At 64.4% G+C, this 17,421-nt stretch carries 14 protein-coding genes and 1 tRNA gene; 4 read left to right on the top strand and 11 right to left on the bottom strand.

Translation table 11 applies throughout. The features are described 5' to 3' along the window. Positions 1-141: 141 nt before the first annotated feature. The 9 genes from EVC45_RS03920 to def form a co-directional block, all read right to left on the bottom strand. Positions 142-217: transfer RNA gene (locus tag EVC45_RS03920), tRNA-Phe, on the bottom strand. A 94-nt stretch (positions 218-311) separates the two neighbouring features. Further along, positions 312-1,001 (bottom strand): response regulator transcription factor EsaR, encoded by a 690-nt coding sequence (gene esaR, locus EVC45_RS03915; RefSeq protein WP_129956724.1) that lies wholly within the window; start codon positions 999-1,001, stop codon positions 312-314. Beyond that, positions 1,002-3,428, bottom strand: a complete 2,427-nt coding sequence (locus tag EVC45_RS03910) for a PAS domain-containing sensor histidine kinase (RefSeq protein WP_129956723.1) — start codon at positions 3,426-3,428, stop codon at positions 1,002-1,004. It lies immediately after the preceding gene. Then, positions 3,418-4,017 carry a DUF4390 domain-containing protein gene (locus EVC45_RS03905; protein ID WP_129956722.1) on the bottom strand — a complete coding sequence of 200 codons (600 nt, stop codon included), beginning with the start codon at positions 4,015-4,017 and terminating at the stop codon, positions 3,418-3,420. Before EVC45_RS03905 ends, EVC45_RS03910 begins: the two co-directional genes overlap by 11 nt. Next, on the bottom strand, positions 4,014-5,453 hold the full coding sequence (rsmB, locus tag EVC45_RS03900; protein WP_129956721.1) for a 16S rRNA (cytosine(967)-C(5))-methyltransferase RsmB: 1,440 nt from the start codon (positions 5,451-5,453) through the stop codon (positions 4,014-4,016). Before rsmB ends, EVC45_RS03905 begins: the two co-directional genes overlap by 4 nt. Before the next feature lie 197 nt (positions 5,454-5,650). Next, the gene (gene htpX / locus EVC45_RS03895) at positions 5,651-6,508 is read right to left on the bottom strand and encodes a zinc metalloprotease HtpX (RefSeq protein WP_013088049.1); all 858 of its coding nucleotides are present in this window, start codon (positions 6,506-6,508) and stop codon (positions 5,651-5,653) included. Between the two features lie 105 nt (positions 6,509-6,613). Then, the gene (locus EVC45_RS03890; RefSeq protein WP_129956720.1) at positions 6,614-7,255 is read right to left on the bottom strand and encodes a LysE family translocator; all 642 of its coding nucleotides are present in this window, start codon (positions 7,253-7,255) and stop codon (positions 6,614-6,616) included. 114 nt (positions 7,256-7,369) lie between these two features. Further along, entirely contained in the window at positions 7,370-8,365 is a 996-nt protein-coding gene (gene fmt, locus EVC45_RS03885) for a methionyl-tRNA formyltransferase (RefSeq protein WP_129956719.1), read from the bottom strand. 29 nt (positions 8,366-8,394) lie between these two features. Beyond that, entirely contained in the window at positions 8,395-8,898 is a 504-nt protein-coding gene (gene def, locus EVC45_RS03880; RefSeq protein ID WP_129956718.1) for a peptide deformylase, read from the bottom strand. Positions 8,899-9,163: 265 nt separating this feature from the next. On the opposite strand from def, the gene dprA reads away from it, so the two are divergent. The 3 genes from dprA (at position 9,164) to EVC45_RS03865 (ending at position 13,855) form a co-directional block, all read left to right on the top strand. After that, entirely contained in the window at positions 9,164-10,396 is a 1,233-nt protein-coding gene (dprA, locus tag EVC45_RS03875) for a DNA-processing protein DprA (RefSeq protein ID WP_129956717.1), read from the top strand. Positions 10,397-10,497: 101 nt separating this feature from the next. Next, positions 10,498-10,875: a thioredoxin family protein gene (locus EVC45_RS03870; protein WP_129956716.1), complete on the top strand. Its 378-nt coding sequence runs from the start codon at positions 10,498-10,500 to the stop codon at positions 10,873-10,875. 310 nt (positions 10,876-11,185) lie between these two features. After that, the gene (locus tag EVC45_RS03865; RefSeq protein ID WP_129956715.1) at positions 11,186-13,855 is read left to right on the top strand and encodes a DNA topoisomerase III; all 2,670 of its coding nucleotides are present in this window, start codon (positions 11,186-11,188) and stop codon (positions 13,853-13,855) included. A 165-nt stretch (positions 13,856-14,020) separates the two neighbouring features. Here the strand turns inward: EVC45_RS03865 and EVC45_RS03860 are convergent, their stop codons facing one another. Next, positions 14,021-15,127, bottom strand: coding sequence for a LysR family transcriptional regulator (locus EVC45_RS03860; RefSeq protein ID WP_129956714.1), 1,107 nt, complete (start codon positions 15,125-15,127; stop codon positions 14,021-14,023). Positions 15,128-15,187: 60 nt separating this feature from the next. On the opposite strand from EVC45_RS03860, the gene EVC45_RS03855 reads away from it, so the two are divergent. Then, on the top strand, positions 15,188-15,454 hold the full coding sequence (locus EVC45_RS03855) for a hypothetical protein (RefSeq protein WP_168991393.1): 267 nt from the start codon (positions 15,188-15,190) through the stop codon (positions 15,452-15,454). Between the two features lie 16 nt (positions 15,455-15,470). On the opposite strand, the gene EVC45_RS03850 is transcribed toward EVC45_RS03855, so the two are convergent. Next, positions 15,471-17,327 (bottom strand): phosphoenolpyruvate carboxykinase (GTP), encoded by a 1,857-nt coding sequence (locus EVC45_RS03850; RefSeq protein ID WP_129956712.1) that lies wholly within the window; start codon positions 17,325-17,327, stop codon positions 15,471-15,473. Positions 17,328-17,421: the final 94 nt, after the last annotated feature.

Genomic DNA, 17,421 nt, shown 5'->3' with positions numbered 1-17,421 from the left:
CGATTTTATCACGCGACACCGAATGTCACCGACGCCAGCTGTCCCACCCGCGCGGCTCCAACTGCATGGCAAGCCGAAGTAACGACTTGTCCGCCAAACGGAAAAGCCCCAGGAATCTTGCGATTTCCTGGGGCTGAATCCTGGTGGCCTGGGGCGGAATCGAACCACCGACACGCGGATTTTCAATCCGCTGCTCTACCAACTGAGCTACCGGGCCAACGAAGAACGAAACTATATCAAGCGATCCCCAGTTCAGCAAGCCCTTTCATAAAAAATTTTGCCGGGCCGCATTTGCATGCAACACGTGGCGCTCACTCGCCCTTGTTCTTGCCGAGATCGACGCCGAGTTGCTTCAGCTTGCGATAAAGATGCGTGCGCTCGAGACCGGTCTTCTCCGCGACGCGCGTCATGCTGCCGTTCTCGCGAGCGAGGTGATATTCGAAGTACGCGCGCTCGAACGCGTCGCGCGCATCGCGCAGCGGAATGTCGAACGAGATCGATGCGGTTTGCGCGGCGAGCGCGCCGCCTCCGACGCCATCGGCCGACAGCATCGGCAACGCGGCCGCCGACGCGACCGACGATGCGCTGACCGGCAATGCCGGTTTCGCGGCCACGCCGCCAGGCACGGCCGCCGCGTTACCGCGCGCGAGTCCCTGCTCGACCGCCTTCAGCAGCTTCTGCAACGCGATCGGCTTTTCGAGGAAGTTGAGCGCGCCGATCTTGGTGGCCTCGACCGCCGTGTCGATCGTCGCGTGACCGGACATCATGATGACGGGCATCGTCAATTGACCTTGCGCGGCCCACTCCTTGAGCAGCGTCACGCCGTCGGTGTCCGGCATCCAGATGTCGAGCAGCACGAGGTCCGGCGCCTGACGCAAACGGAACTCGCGCGCCTCCTGCGCGTTTTCAGCGGCCTCCACGACATGTCCCTCGTCGCTGAGGATCTCCGAGAGCAGTTCCCGGATGCCCATTTCATCATCTACCACCAGGATGGTTGCCATTTACGCTGCCCTTGTCTGCACTGTTGCTTTTGTCGTTCCCTGCGACGCGCCGCCGTGCGCCCGATGCGCACCCGAACCAGATGCACCCGGCTGCGCGGGGTCGTCCGCCAGTTGAAGGAAGAGAATCGAAATTTGCGCGCCTTCGATCACGTCGCCGGCCTTCATGCGATTGCGAATGTCGATGCGCGCGCCATGTTCGTCGACGATCTTCTTGACCATCGCAAGTCCCAGACCTGTGCCTTTGGCCTTGGTCGTCACGTACGGCTCGAACGCGCGCGTGAGGATACGCGCGGGGAAGCCCGATCCGTTATCCGACACGGTCAGACGTACCGCGACGCGTACTTTGCCTTGCGCGTCGGGGTCTCCGTATTCTACTGTCCTCGTCTCGAGCAAAACACGCGGATGCGCGACTTCGGCGACCGCATCCTGCGCGTTCTGCAGCAGGTTGTGGATCACCTGACGCAACTGGGTCGCGTCGCCGCGTATCGCGGGCAATGCTGCGAGCTCGACCTGGATCGCGCCCTTGCCTTCCTCGATACCGTACAGCGTGAGCACCTCGCTGACCAGATCATTCAATTGCAGATGCGCGAGCACCGCGGGTGGTGTGCGGGCGTAATCGCGGAAATCGTCGACCATCTGCTTCATCGCGGCGACCTGATTGACGATCGTCGTCGCGCCGCGTTTCAACACGTCCGCATCCGACGGCGCGAGCTTGTCGGCGAGCTTCATCTGCAAACGCTCGGCCGACAGTTGAATCGGCGTGAGCGGATTCTTGATCTCGTGTGCGAGGCGCCGCGCGACTTCGCCCCACGCGATCGAACGCTGCGCGGAGATCACGTCGGAGATGTCGTCGAACACGATCACGTAGCCCGAGGTCTGCATATCTTGCGCGTCGCGCTCGTTCGCCGCGACGAGGCGCGCGCCGCGCACGAGCAACGTGAGCGGCTCGGTTTCGCCGGGCACCGGCACCGAAACCTGCTGCTGCCAGTGGCCGTTGTCGTCGTGGCCGTCTTCGCTCGCCGCTTCGCGATCGGCGAATGACTTGCGCACCATCGCGCCGAATTCGCCGAGCACGCCGATCTGATCGAGCGACGAACCGAGCACCGTCTGGAACGGTTGACGGAAGATCCGCTCGGCGCCGCGATTCGCGGTGGTCAGCCTGAACTGCCGGTCGAACACGAACACGCCCGCGGTCAGGTTCGCGAGGATGCTCTCGAGATACGCTTTCGAATGCTCGAGCGCGATACGATTTTTCTCGACCGCCCCGCGTGCTTCCGACAACTGCCGCGTCATCGCGTTGAACGACTGCGTGAGGAAGCCCAGTTCGTCGCGCGACTTGATCTCGCGCTTCGGCGTGTAGTCGCCCTCGGTGATTTCCTTGGTGCCCTGCGCGAGCAGGAACAGCGGCCGCGCGAGCTGATTGCCGAGCGCGAGCGCGAGCATCATCGCAATGAAGGTCGCGAGAAACAGCGACAGCGTCAGCGTGCCGATGTACATCTTGCGCAGCCCGGTGCGCCCGAGCGCCTTCTCCTGATACTCGCGATACGCGCGCTGCACCGAGTCGGCATTGCGCGCGAGTGTCGTCGAGACCGGCTGCGTCAGCTGCAGGAAGCGCTCGGCGGGCTGCAATAGCGACGCGTTCGCATCGGGAATACGCTGCACCACGCGCAGACGCAGCGCGCCCTTGCCGCCCTGCGCATGCGCGTCGCCGTCCACTTCGCCTTCGATCGCCGCATAGCCGCGGCCACGCGCCTGCTCGATCATCAGCGGCGTCGGCAGATCGTTCGGCAGCAGCATCGCGTAGTTGCCCGACGCCTGCGCGACCACGTGCATGTCCGGCGTCGCGCCCGACATGCTGCGGGTCGGCTCTACGATCGTCGCGTCCTGCACGCCGAACTGGTCGCGCAGACGCAAGAGCGTCAACGTGGTGCCGGCGGCATCCGCGCTGGCGAGCTGCTCGGACATCAGGCGCGCCTTCGTCTGCAGATCGGACAGCGACGCGTCGAGCATGCCGCGCCCGAGATTGAGGCCGGACGCGAGCGCGGTTTCGACGTTCACGTCGAACCACGACTCGATGCTGCGCGACACGAACTGATACGACACGATGTAGATGATGCCGCCCGGCACCACACCGACCAGCGCCATGAAAAACGCGAGCTTCGCGAGCAGCCGCGTACCGAATTTGCCCGTGCGTAATCGCACGATGATGATGACGACGAGCGTCGCCACCACCAGCAGAAACACCATTGCGACCGCAACGTTGGCCGCGTACAGCCACTGGTAATAGCGATCGAAGAATTCGGTGTTCGCGCTCGCGGCGGCCAGCAGCACGAGCAGCAGCACGGCCGTCACCGCGACCGTCGACACCAGCACGCGCACGACGATGCTGCTGACACTGGTGGGAGATGAGCGCACTCTATTTAGCACGATCGGCCGCCGTGAAAGTGAAGCGCTTCCAATCGGAGGCGAGGTTCCAGTCGCGGTTGTTCACCGCGTCGATCTGGAACGGCTTGGGCATCAGCCCGATATCGAGTTGCATGCGCACCGACGCGTTATAGGTTTCGCCGACACGCACCTCATTGCGGTCGATCACGTGCCACGACGTCACGTGCTTGATCACCGCGAGCGCATCCTTGAGCGTGGAAAAGCCGAGCTGCAAGCCGCCCGACTGCACGCTCGACACGCGATATTCGCGCGTGAGCGGCTGAAACGACAGCCGCAAGCTTTGCGACACGCTGACCGGCTGCTCGTCGAACCAGTACCAGCGCGGCCGGCTCAGCTCGAAATCGGTCGTGAAATAAAGCGGAATGCCTTTGTTGACCGCGTCTTCGAGATTGCTGTTCAGGTCGAATTCGAAATGCGCGTCGAGACTCCAGCCGCCATTGTCGGCCTGCAGCGACGCCCGCTGCACCGCGATCGAGTCAGCGTGCGCCGCGCCCGGCGCTGCAAGCCAGACGGCCAGCGCGATCCAGAGCACGGCAGCGAGCCGAAGCGGGAAGAAGCGTTTGATGGTCACCGTTTCTGAAAGCGCGCGTAGAAAAATCCGTCGTGGTCTGAGTTCGTGCCGGCGCTGAATTCAGCGGGTTGTCCTGCATGAGACCCGGCCGATGGGTCGGCGGGCGCGCGGGCAACTGAGGGTAACAGCTGCCCCGGCGCGTCCAATCGTACCGCATCCTGATGCTGGTTTCCAAACCACTGTGCCTGCAACTCGCCCTCTTCGGGGAAGATCGAACACGTAACGTAAAGCAACTCGCCGCCTGGTTTCACGAGCGGCCACAGCGCGTCGAGAATGCGGCGTTGCTCGGCGACCAGCGCGGCGATATCGGACTGCCGACGCAGCCAGCGAATATCCGGATGACGCCGCACGATGCCCGACGCCGAGCACGGCACGTCGGCGAGGATGCGGTCGAACGGCTGGTCGAGGTCGTCGTGCCATTGAGCGGGGTTACCCGCGTCGCCGATCCGCACTTCCGCTTCGAGCTTCAGACGCCGCAGGTTTTCGCCGATGCGGCGCGCGCGCGACGCGTCGCTTTCGAGCGCGACGAGTTGAATGTTGGCGAGTTCGAGCAGATGGCCGGTCTTGCCGCCGGGGGCCGCACACGCGTCGAGCACACGCATGCCGTCACGCACGCCGAGCAGCTGCGCCGCGAATTGCGCGCCTGCGTCCTGTACCGACACGACACCTTCGCTGAAGCCCGGAATGCGCTCGACCGGCATCGGCGTGGCGAGCGTAACCGCGTGCTCGCCTGCCTTGCACGCGGCGATCTGCTGGCGTTGCAGCACTTGCAGATAGGCGTCGACCGTCGAATGGCGCGCGTTCACGCGCAACGTCAGCGGACCTTGCGTGTTGCCGGCGGCCAGCACCGCTTGCCACGCATCGGGCCATGCGCGCTTCACCGCGTCGAGCCACCAGGCCGGATAGTTCCAGCGCGCTACTTCGTCGGCTTGCACCGCGGCGAGCAACGTGTCGCGCTCGCGCAAAAAGTTACGCAGCACCGCGTTGACGAGCCCCTTCACGAACCCGAACTCGCGGCGCGCGCCGATCGCCTTGACCGCCTGGTCGACGACCGTGAACGGCGTGTAGGCGGCGCTCGCTTCGTCGTCGACGAGCAGTGCGAGCGCGCACTCGAGCACATGCGAGACGTGCGGCGGCGGCGCTTTCTTCACGAGCTTCGCGATCAGCCATTCGACGGTCGCGAGACGCCGCATCGTGCGATAGGCGATGTCCTGCACGGCGCCGCGCGCCGCTGCGGCGTTGCCCTCCGGCATTGCCGCGAACACGCTTTGCAGCGCCGCCGGCAACGCCGCGCCGAGACGCACGGCACCGACGGCCTGGGCGGCGCAGTCGAGCGCGAACCCGAGCGATTCGGGCGACAGATGCAGCGCCGACAAACGGGATTCGCGGGAACGCGTCGACGAGGAAGCAGAACGCGAAGAAGGCTTTGAAGTCATGAAGGGAGCAAGGGCAAGCCGCACGGTGCGCGGCGCAATCAGCGCACATTGTAGCGTGACGCCGGTGGGGCGCCGCCGCGCAGGGGTAGCGGCGGCGAATGCTGTCGCGCAGCGGCGACGACAGGCGCGAAAAAAGGCGGGCCTCGCGGGCCCGCTCTTCAGTATTTCAGACTCGAAGCGCCGAACGACGCGGCGCCTTAGTCGAAGCGCCCGGTGCGTGCCATTTCCATCAGACGCGCGATGCGTTCCTCGGTCGCGGGGTGCGTCGAGAACAGATTCGCGATACCGCCGCCCGACAGCGGATTCATGATCATCATCTGCGCGGTGGCCGGATGCGCCTCGGCCGTCGGGAACGGAATGCCGCTCGCATAGCGATGAATCTTGTCGAGCGCCGAAGCCAGCGCCTGCGGGTCGCCCGAAATCTGCGCGCCGCCACGGTCGGCTTCGAACTCGCGCGCACGTGAAATCGCCATCTGGATCAACGCGCCCGCAATCGGCGCGAGCAGCGCAACCGCGATGCTCGCGATCGGGTTCGCGGGACGGCCGTTTTCGTCGCGGCCGCCGAAGAACATCGCGAAGTTCGCCAACGCGGAAATTGCGCCGGCCATGGTCGCCGAAATCGTCGAGATCAGAATGTCGCGATGCTTCACGTGCGAGAGTTCGTGCGCCATCACGCCGCGCATCTCGCGCTCGGACAGCACGCGCAGAATGCCGGTGGTCGCCGCGACCGCCGCGTGCTCCGGGTTGCGGCCGGTGGCGAACGCGTTCGGCGCGTCTTCGTTGATCAGGTAGACGCGCGGCATCGGCAGGTTCGCGCGCGTGGCGAGATCACGCACCATCCGATAGAACTGCGGCGCGCTGTTTTCGTCGACTTCCTGCGCGTTGTACATGCGCAGGACCATCTTGTCGGAGAACCAGTACGAAAAGAAATTCATCCCAAGGGCGATCACGAGCGCGAGCATCATGCCGCGCGACCCGCCGATCATCCCGCCGATCACGATGAAAAGGGCCGTGATCGCGGCCATCAACATCGCGGTTTTGACCCAATTGAACATGTCTGCAACTCCTTGCCCCGAGCGTGGCCTTCATCTCCGTGCCGCGCGATTGCGGCGCCAGATTGTAAGCGAAATGTTAGATATGGGCGATGCGGGAAAATTCAATCATCGCGAGGCGGTCGCGAGTTTGATGCCCAGGCCGACGAACGCGCTGCCAACGCCGCGGTCGAGCCAGCGCTTGACCGCCGGCTTGCCCGAGAAACGCTGCGTGACGCTGCCCGCGATCCACGCGACGAAGCTGTTCCAGACCATGCTCATCAGCACGAAGACCGCGCCGAGCGTGAGAAACGCGAAGGTCTTGTGTTCGCTGCCCGTGGTGACGAATTGCGGGAAGAACGACACGAAAAACAGCACGACCTTCGGGTTCAGCACGTTGGTCCAGAAGCCTTGCAGGAACAACTGCCGCAGCGACTTCGGCGTGGACGGCGCGCGCACGCCGCCGGCGGGCGCATTGGCGGGCGGCTTCGTGAAGACCAGCCGCACACCCAGATAGACCAGATAAATCGCGCCGACGAATTTGACGATGGTGAACGCCGTAGCCGACGCGGCCAGCAGCGCGGTCAGTCCAAACGCGCAGGCCAGCGAATGAATGCAGCAGCCCGCCGAAATGCCGAGCGCCGACATCAGCCCCGCGCCGCGGCCCTGGGCGACGCTGCGCCCGACGATATAAGCGGTATCCGGCCCCGGCGTGATGTTCAGGAGAAAAACCGCGACGATGAAAAACTCGAAATGGACGATGCCGAACATGGGATGAAGCCTCGAAAACTGGTCTGCTGCATAGAGGATTCTAACGCGCGGCGCCCTCGCGGCGCGCGTGCAGAACACCGGCCGAATGGACGATGTTCTGCACGCGCGGTGCGCTTATTCCGCTCTGGGAAGCTGGAAGCGCTGCCCTGCGGCGAGCGGCGAGCCAGCCAGGAATTCGCGCACCGGCAGGCGCTTGCCGCCCGGCTTCTGCAATTGCGTCAGACGCAGTACGCCCTCGCCGCAAGCGACCAGTACGCCGTCGGGCGCCACCTCGGTGATGGTGCCTGGCGCCTTGTCGCTGCCCGCGGCCGACGAGACCGCAGCGGTGGCGGCCCAGATCTTGACGGTGCTGCCGTCGTCGAGCGTGCCGGCGCCGCCGGGGAATGGGTCGAACGCGCGCACCTGACGCGCAAGCGCCTCGGCCGGGCGGCGCCAGTCGAGCGCCGCTTCGTGCTTGGCGATTTTTTCCGCGTAGGTCACGCCGTCGGCCGGTTGCGGGCTCGACGTCAGCTTGCCGCTGCGCTCGAGTTCGATCAGCGCGTCGACGATCAGCCGCGCGCCGTCCTCGGCGAGGCGATCGTGCAACGTGGCGGTGGTGTCGTCGGCGGAGATCGGGGTGCGCACTTCGGAGATCATCGCGCCGGTGTCGAGGCCGGCGTCCATCTGCATCAGCGTGATGCCGGTTTGCGTGTCGCCCGCCTCGATCGCGCGATGAATCGGCGCCGCGCCGCGCCAGCGCGGCAGCAGCGACGCGTGAATGTTGATGCAGCCGAAGCGCGGAATGTCGAGCACTTCCTGCGGAAGGATCAGCCCATAAGCGGCGACCACCATCACGTCGTGCGGCGTTGCGCGCAGTTGCTCGATGCCGGCGGCGGCCTCCTGCGGATATTTGCCGGCGCGGCGCAGCGAGGTGGGCTGCGCGAGCGCGAGGCCATGTTCCTGCGCGTAGCGCTTGACCGGGCTCGCCTGAAGCTTCATGCCGCGTCCCGCAGGTCGGTCCGGCTGCGTCAGTACGAGCGGCACGGCAAACCCGGCACGATGAATCGCGGCCAGCGCGGCCGCGGCGAATTCCGGCGTACCGGCGAAGATGACGCGCAACGAATGACTCATGTAAGGGCGGCGGGCAAGTTGAAAGCGCGTTACATCGCGTGGGCGAGCTTCTTCATCTTGCTCTTGATGCGCGTTTGCTTCAGCGGCGACAGATATTCGACGAACACGCGGCCCATCAGGTGATCCATCTCGTGCTGGATGCACACGGCGAGGAGCCCCTCGCAATCGAGCTCGAACGTTTCGCCCTTCTCGTTCAGCGCGCGCACGCGCACCTTCTCGGCGCGCTCGACGTTGTCGTAGATCCCGGGCACCGACAGGCAGCCCTCTTCCGACAGCTTCCTCTCATCGCTGGACCAGACGATTTCCGGGTTGATGAACGCGAGCAGTTCGTCGTGCGTTTCGGACACGTCGATCACGATCACGCGCTCGTGCACGTCTACCTGGGTGGCGGCGAGGCCGACGCCGGGCGCCGCGTACATCGTTTCGGACATGTCCGCGACCAGGCGGCGGATACGGTCGTTGACCTCCGCGACTGGCTTCGCCACCTTGTGCAGCCGTTTGTCCGGGTAATTGAGGATGTTCAGTAAAGCCATGATTTCGAGTGTGATTTCAGACGCCGCCAACCGCGGAAAGGCTCGCGTTAGCCATTCGGCCAGGTTGTGAGCCCGTCGTAATACGCAGAGGATAGATGGTGTCGAACCGGTTCGATTCAACGCGCCTCGTGCGCCCGACGACGAACCCGCACCGTTAAGCGCGGCGCCGCGGTTATTCGCGGCATATTTGCCGTTTTATTTCGGATGATGAAAATTTTAGCATGGCGCCCGCCTGCCCGCAGGCCTCGCCAGAGGAGCGACCCGCATGGAGACCTTGCCCGCAACCCGTAATGAACTGGCCGCCTGGTTGCGGTTGTCGCTTGCGCCGGGCCTCAAACCCGAGGCGTTGCGTCTGTTGCTTGGCGCATTCGGGTTGCCGCAGGCGCTCTTTGCGCAGTCGCCGGAGACGCTCGCGGCAGTCGCCGGTGAAGCCGCGGCGCGCGCGGTGCTGGCACCGCCCGGTCCAACGTTCGACGGCCAGTTCGATGCGGTGCTCGCATGGCGCGAGCAGCCGGGCAACCAGATCGTCACGCTCGACGATCCCGCCTATCCGCCCGCGCTGCTGACGATGCCCGATCCGCCACCGCTTCTATATATAAAGGGCCGGCTCGATCTGCTGCATACGCGCGCGGTCGCGCTGGTGGGCAGCCGCAGCGCGACCCCGCAGGGCATCGAGGATGCGCGGCGGTTCGCGCGTGAACTGTCGGCGGCGGGTGTGACGGTCGTCTCGGGACTCGCGCTCGGCATCGACGGCGCCGCGCATCGGGGCGGGCTGGAAGGCGTCGGCGGGACGGTCGCGGTGATCGGCACCGGTGCGGATCTCGTCTATCCGGCCGCGCATCATGCGCTGGCGCGGCAGATCGGCGCGCAGGGCGCAATCCTGTCCGAGTGGCCGCTCGGCACGCCGGCGCGCGCCGCCAATTTCCCGCAGCGCAACCGGTTGATCGCCGGGCTGGTCAGCGGCGTCGTGATCGTCGAGGCGGCCATGCGCTCCGGTTCGCTGATTACCGCGCGGCTCGCCAACGAGATGGGGCGCGACGTGTTCGCGTTGCCGGGATCGATTTACGCGCCGTTGTCGCGCGGCTGTCATCGGATGATCAAGCAGGGGGCGCGGCTGGTGGAAACGCCTGACGAGGTGCTGGAGGAGTTGGGCTTTGCCCGGCGGCCGGCGCGCAATGCGGGACGCGCGGCGAAGCGGACCGTGCCGCTGGAGCATCCGGGTTTGCGCGTTGCGTCGGAAGCAAACGCTTCGCAAGCTACGAGCACCGCCTTCGCCGACTCACCGACGTCCGAATTGGCCCCGCAGCAGCCGGCGCTCTGCGCCGACGCCCAGCGGCTGCTCGTCGCGCTCGGCCATTCGCCGACGACGCTTGAAATTCTCGCCGCCCGCACCGAGATGGAGGACGCCGCCCTGCACGCCGCCCTGCTCCGGCTCGAACTCGCTGGGGAAGTCACGCTGCTGCCCGGCGGCCGCTTCATGCGAGCCCATCATGAATGAGCCGAGACTGACCGGCATCAACGCAGATTGGCAACTTTTCGCGACCGGCCATGCTACATTCGCGCCAAAGGACCCGACAAAGTACACAAGGAAACCACTTCATGCCCGCGCTGAATCTCGACACCGATCAGGACCGGATCGCCGAGCGCGTCAACGAACCCGACACGTTGTTCGTTGCATGCCTGTGCGCGGAATGGTGCGGAACGTGCCGCGAATACCGGGACGCCTTCAATCAACTGGCCGATCGGCACCCGGAAGTCTGTTTCGCATGGATCGACATCGAAACTCATGCGGATCGCTTCGACGATCTGGACGTCGAGAATTTCCCGACCGTCCTGATCGAAGACTCGGTGACGACACGATTTTTCGGTACGGTTTTGCCACAGGTGTCGATCGTCGAGCGGATGTTGTCGGATCTGACCACACTGCCCGGCGTGACCGGCGCGCCGAAGCTGCGACCGGCGCTGGCGGTAGCCTGAAGACGACTTCGCGCGCCGCCCGGCCAAACGGAAAGCCTCGCGGCGCGCGGCTTGCGGCAAGGGCGGTCGCCGACCAACTTTGGGACAGCATCGCCGCTGGCATCGCTGTCCGCACGCGGCGTTTGCCGCAGTTGATCAACCGCCGGACGCGCAATTATGATGGCGCGCTTTTATGGCACTTGACCCGTTGGGTTCGTGCCTTGTGCTATAAAGCGGTCGTTATTGGGTCGAAAAAGGTCTCAAGCGAGCGTCGCGCGCCATGTTGGCGCTCAAGGCCACCAACCCGGATCTACCAACCTCACATCGAGTCATGTCCAAAGCACTGATCATCGCCGAAAAGCCTTCTGTCGCGAACGACATCGCGCGCGCTTTGGGCGGCTTTACCAAGCATGACGAGTACTACGAAAGCGACGACTACGTCCTTTCATCGGCAGTGGGCCATCTGCTGGAAATCGCCGCGCCCGACGAATACGAAGTCAAGCGTGGCAAGTGGAGCTTTGCCAACCTGCCCGTCATTCCTCCGCATTTCGATCTGAATCCGATCGCCAAGAGCGAGTCGCGCCTGAAGGTGCTGACCAAGCTGCTGAAGCGCAAGGACATCGACCGTCTGATCAACGCATGCGACGCGGGGCGCGAGGGCGAGCTGATTTTCCGCCTGATCGCGCAGCACGCGAAAGCCAAGCAGCCGGTGCAACGGCTGTGGCTGCAGTCGATGACGGCCGGCTCGATCCGCGACGGTTTCGCGCGTCTGCGCAGCGACGAAGAGATGCAGCCGCTCGCCGACGCGGCGCGCTGCCGCTCGGAAGCGGACTGGCTCGTCGGTATCAACGGCACGCGCGCAATGACCGCGTTCAACAGCAAGGGCGGCGGCTTTTTCCTGACCACGGTCGGGCGGGTGCAGACCCCGACACTGTCGATCGTCGTCGAGCGCGAAGAGAAGATTCGACGCTTCGTGCCGCGCGATTACTGGGAAGTGAAGGCGGAGTTCGTTTGTGCGGGCGGCTTCTACGAAGGCCGCTGGTTCGACCCGAAATTCAAGCGCGACGAGTTCGACCCGGAAAAGCGCGATTCGCGCCTGTGGTCGCTGCCCGCGGCAGAGACGATCGTCGCGGCTTGCCGCGGCCAGATGGGCACGGTGACCGAGGAGTCGAAACCGTCGACGCAGCTCTCGCCCGCTCTCTTCGACCTGACCAGCCTGCAGCGTGAAGCCAACGGCCGCTTCGGCTTCTCGGCGAAGAACACGCTGGGCCTCGCTCAGGCGCTGTACGAAAAGCACAAGGTGCTGACCTATCCGCGAACCGACGCGCGCGCGCTGCCGGAAGACTATCTGGACACGGTCAAGCAGACGCTCGGCATGCTCAAGGAGAGCAACAACTACCTGCCGTTCGCGAAACAGGTGCTCGACAAGGGCTGGGTGAAGCCGAACAAGCGCATCTTCGACAACTCGAAGATCAGCGACCACTTCGCGATCATCCCGACGCTGCAGGCGCCGAAGAATCTGTCCGAGCCGGAGCAGAAGCTTTACGACCTCGTCGTCAAGCGCTTCCTCGCGGTGTTCTTCCCGGCCGCCGAATACCGCGTGACGACGCGTATCACCGAGGTGGTCGGCCATCAGTTCAAGACCGAGGGCAAGGTGCTCGTCGAGCCGGGCTGGCTGCAGGTCTACGGCCGGGAAACCAGCGGCGACGACGCGAACCTCGTGCCGGTGCAGAAGGACGAGAAGGTCAAGACCGACAAGATCGCCGCGCAGCAACTGGTCACGAAGCCGCCGGCGCGCTACAACGAAGCGACGCTGCTGTCGGCGATGGAAGGCGCGGGCAAGCTGGTCGAAGACGACGAGTTGCGCGAAGCGATGGCGGCCAAGGGTCTCGGCACGCCGGCGACGCGCGCGGCGATCATCGAAGGTCTGCTCACCGAAAAGTACCTGATCCGCGAAGGCCGCGATCTGTTTCCGACAGCCAAGGCCTTCCAGCTGATGACGCTGCTGCGCGGGCTCGGCGTGAAGGAGCTGACTGCGCCGGAGCTGACCGGCGAATGGGAATACAAGCTGTCGCAGATGGAGCGCGGCAACCTGCCTCGCGACGCGTTCATGCAGGAAATCGCGCGCATGACGCAGACCATCGTCAAGCGCGCGAAGGAATACGATTCCGACACGATCCCGGGCGATTACGCGACGTTGCAGACACCTTGCCCGAATTGCGGCGGCCAGGTGAAGGAAAACTACCGCCGCTTCGCGTGCTCGAAGTGCGAGTTCTCGATCTCGAAGATTCCGGGCGGTCGTCAATTCGAGATCCCCGAAGTCGAGGAATTGCTGCAGAACAAGACGATCGGGCCGCTGTCGGGTTTCCGCAGCAAGATGGGGCGGCCGTTCTCGGCGATCCTGAAACTGTCGCTCGACGACGAGATCAAGAACTACAAGCTCGAGTTCGACTTCGGCCAGGATGCGGCCGGCGAAGACGGCGAACCGCCCGACTTCTCCGATCAGCAGCCGGTCGGTGCGTGTCCGAAGTGCCAGGGCCGCGTGTTCGAGCACGGCATGAGCTACGTCTGCGAAAACTCGGTCGCAAATCCGAAGTCGTGCGACTTCCGATCAGGCAAGGTGATCCTGCAGCAGGAAATCGCCCGCGAGCAGATGGCCAAGCTGCTCGAGGAGGGTCGCACCGACCTGCTGACGAACTTCAAGTCGTCGCGTACGGGTCGTAACTTCAAGGCGTTCCTCGTCAAGCAGAACGACGGCAAGATCGGCTTCGAGTTCGAGAAGAAGGAGCCGGCGGCGGCGAAAACCGCGGCGGCGAAGACGTCGGGTGCCCGTTCTGCGGCGAAGGCGATGCCGGAAGCGGACGAAGGCGATACCGCTGTGGCCGTGAAGGCGGAGCCGGCGGAAAAGAAGGCGGCGGCGAAGAAGGCTCCCGCGGCCAAGAGCGCTGCGGCCAAGAAGGCACCGGCGAAGAAAGCCGCGGCGCGTAAAACCGGCTCGTAAGGTGGGGTTCGGATCGGCGGCTTGCGGTGGCAGCCGCCAGCCGGTGATCCGTGCGTGGCCTGCGGCTGCGTCCGCATTTGCGCATTAAAAAAGGCGCAGTCACTTCAGGTGACTGCGCCTTTTTATTGGATGCCCACAGGGCTGCGGGCTTCGACATTCAAAGACTTACAGCGGCGACAACGCCGTCGGCCGTGTGCTGCGATTGGACGACTTCGTCATCGGCTTCGGCACGGCCGGCGACAGCTCGCTATCGAGCAGCCGCGACAGCGGCTCCGCGCCATCGAACGCTTCCGGCGCACGCGACTCGGCAGTCTCGAACGCGGCCGAGGTCGCCGGACGCTCCAGACCGTCCTTAATCCACTGCTCGCCGAGCACGCTGTTCGGCGTCTGGTTGAAGTGCTCGACCAGATGGTCGATGAACGTGCGCACCTTGGCCGGCAGGTGACGGCGGCTCGGGTACGCAATATTGATCTCGACCTGCGGCAAACGATAGTCGCCGAGCAGACGCACCAGCCGGCCGCGCGTCATGTCGCGACCGATCAGATAGCTCGGCAGTATCGCGATGCCCATGCCAAGCAGCGCAAACTGCCGCAGCATTTCCGTGTTGTTCGCAACGATCACGTTCGACGGCCGCACCCGCACTTCGCCTTCCGGCCCGGTGAACACCCGCTCATCGCCCCAGTATTCGGACGGCAGGCTCAGGCAAGGATGTTCGAGCAGATGTTCGGGACGCGACGGCGTGCCATGCTTTTCCAGATATGCCGGCGTCGCGCAGACGGTCATGCAGCCGGTGGTCAGACGCCGCGTGACGATGCTCGCGCTGCGCATTTGCCGGGCGATCACGACGCCGACGTCGAAACCTTCCTCGACGAGGTCGACCTGACGATCGACCAGCGTGACATCGGGAATGACTTTCGGATAGCGCTCCGCGTACGTTTGCAGCACGGGCGCGAGGTTATGGAGCCCGAACACGACGGGCGCGACGATGCGCAGCGTGCCGACGGGTTCGTGATTGCGCGCGACCACCATCTGTTCGACATCTTCCAGTTCGTCGAGAATCTGACGGGCGCGCTCGAGATAGACCTGACCGGATTCGGTCAGCGACAAGCTGCGGGTCGTGCGATTGAGCAGCCGCGTACCAAGGCGGCCTTCGAGGTCGGCAACGTGACGGGTGGCGACCGCGTTGGAAATATCCATCGCGCTTGCGGCGCGGGCAAAACTGCCGAGATCCGCCACCTTGACGAAAACTCGCATCGACTGCAAATGATCCATAGGACAACTCCCTGCCTTGTTACTGCTTCCTGACAATTGGTGAAAACCAGTGAAGCGAACTTGGAATTCTCCTACGACTCGCAATATCGTGCAGAAGTTGCCCGCGAAACACGAAATATTGTCAATTTTGGTACAACTGTGTCCACAAAACCGGGGTCCGACCAGCGATTATTCCCAAAACGAAAACAATCTGCTGCGCTGCAGCTTGCTCTGTCTTTTTTGTTCGAACAGACGCAACGGTTGTTCGGGCGTAGTGGAAGTCGCCAAGATGGAAGTAAAGCCAGCGCCCAAAGAAAAAAGCCGCCCGAGGGCGGCTTTTCAGGCTGAGTGAGCACTCACATGATTAGGCTGTGAGTTTTCCCTCGAGCGCACGCTTCGCTTCGGTCAGCGCCGGCGGCAGACCGTGTTGCAGCGTGTCAAACAGCTCCGTGTGCAGCACGAGTTCGTCGCGCCAGGCAGCGTCGTCGACGGAAATCACCTGCTCGAACTGCTCGCGGCTGAAGTTCAGGCCGCTCCAGTCGATGTCCTCATAGTGCGGCGAAACGCCGAACGCATGCTCTTCGCCCTGCGCGGTGCCTTCGATGCGGCCGACCATCCAGCTCAGCACGCGCATGTTCTCGCCAAAGCCGGGCCACACGAACTTGCCGTCCGTGCCCTTGCGGAACCAGTTCACACAGAAGATTTTCGGCAGCTTCGCGCTCAGTTGCTGCAGACGCTCACCGGTTTTCAGCCAATGGCTGAAATAGTCGCTCATGTTGTAGCCGCAGAACGGCAGCATCGCGAACGGATCACGACGCACCACGCCCTGCTGGCCAGCGGCCGCGGCGGTGGTTTCGGAGCCCATCGTCGCCGCCATGTAGACGCCCTCGACCCAGTTGCGCGCTTCGGTGACGAGCGGCACGGTGGTCGAGCGGCGGCCGCCGAAGATGAACGCGTCGATCGCGACGCCGGCCGGGTTTTCCCAGTCCGCGTCGATCGACGGGCACTGCGAAGCCGGCGCCGTAAAGCGCGCGTTCGGATGCGCCGCCTTGCGGCCGGTTTCCTTTGCCTCGGCCGACGTCCAGTCCTTGCCCTGCCAGTCAATCAGGTGCGCCGGCGGCTCGTCGGTCATGCCTTCCCACCAGACGTCGCCGTCGTCGGTCAGCGCGACGTTCGTGAAGATCACGTTTTCCTTCAACGTGGCGAGCGCGTTGTAGTTGGTTTTTTCGCTCGTGCCCGGCGCAACGCCGAAGTAGCCGGCTTCCGGATTGATCGCGTACAGGCGGCCGTCCTTGCCCGGCTTGATCCACGCGATGTCGTCGCCGATCGTCGAGATTTTCCAGCCGTTCAGGCCGGCCGGCGGAATCAGCATCGCAAAGTTGGTCTTGCCGCACGCCGACGGGAACGCCGCCGCCACGTGATGCTTGCGCCCTTCCGGCGACGTAACGCCGAGAATCAGCATGTGTTCGGCGAGCCAACCCTCGTCGCGGCCCATCGTCGATGCGATGCGCAGCGCGAAGCACTTCTTGCCGAGCAGCGCATTGCCGCCGTAGCCCGAGCCAAAGCTCCAGATTTCGCGCGCTTCGGGGAAATGCACGATGTACTTGGTCTTGTTGCACGGCCACGCGACGTCCTGCTCGCCCGCCGCGAGCGGTGCGCCGACCGAATGCACGCACGGCACGAACTCGCCGTCCTCGCCGAGCACGTCGTACACCTTGCGACCCATGCGCGTCATGATGCGCATATTGGTCGCGACGTACGGGCTGTCGCTCAGCTCGACGCCGATGTGCGCGATCGGCGAGCCGAGCGGGCCCATCGAGAACGGCACCACGTACATCGTGCGACCGCGCATCGCGCCGTCGAACAGGCCGTCGAGCGTCGAGCGCATTTCGGCCGGAGCGATCCAGTTGTTGGTGGGGCCGGCATCTTCGGCGCGCTGCGAGCAGATGAAAGTGCGATCCTCGACGCGCGCGACGTCGGACGGATCGGACCAGGCAAGATAGGAATTGGGACGCTTGGCGGGGTTGAGTTTCTTCAGGGTTCCGGCTTCGACCATCTGTGCGCACAGGCGGTCATATTCTTCCTGCGAGCCGTCGCACCAGACCACCTTTTCGGGCTTGGTCAGCGCGGCGATGCGCTGGACCCAGTCGATCAGCTTGCGGTGTTTGACCCATGCGGGCGCCTGGATAGCAGGCTGCCCTTCGAACGAGGGATGATTCATCGACTTGTCTCCGTTTGAAGCAATAGAAAAACGGCACAAGCCCTGGGACGCTGCATGCGAGAGGCATTGAATTCGTCACGCCGACGTGTCATTT

Origin of the sequence: Paraburkholderia sp. UYCP14C (genome assembly GCF_004197395.1) — a bacterium.
In the GTDB taxonomy this organism is placed as follows: domain Bacteria; phylum Pseudomonadota; class Gammaproteobacteria; order Burkholderiales; family Burkholderiaceae; genus Paraburkholderia.
This window is presented reverse-complemented; position numbering and strand designations above follow the sequence as displayed.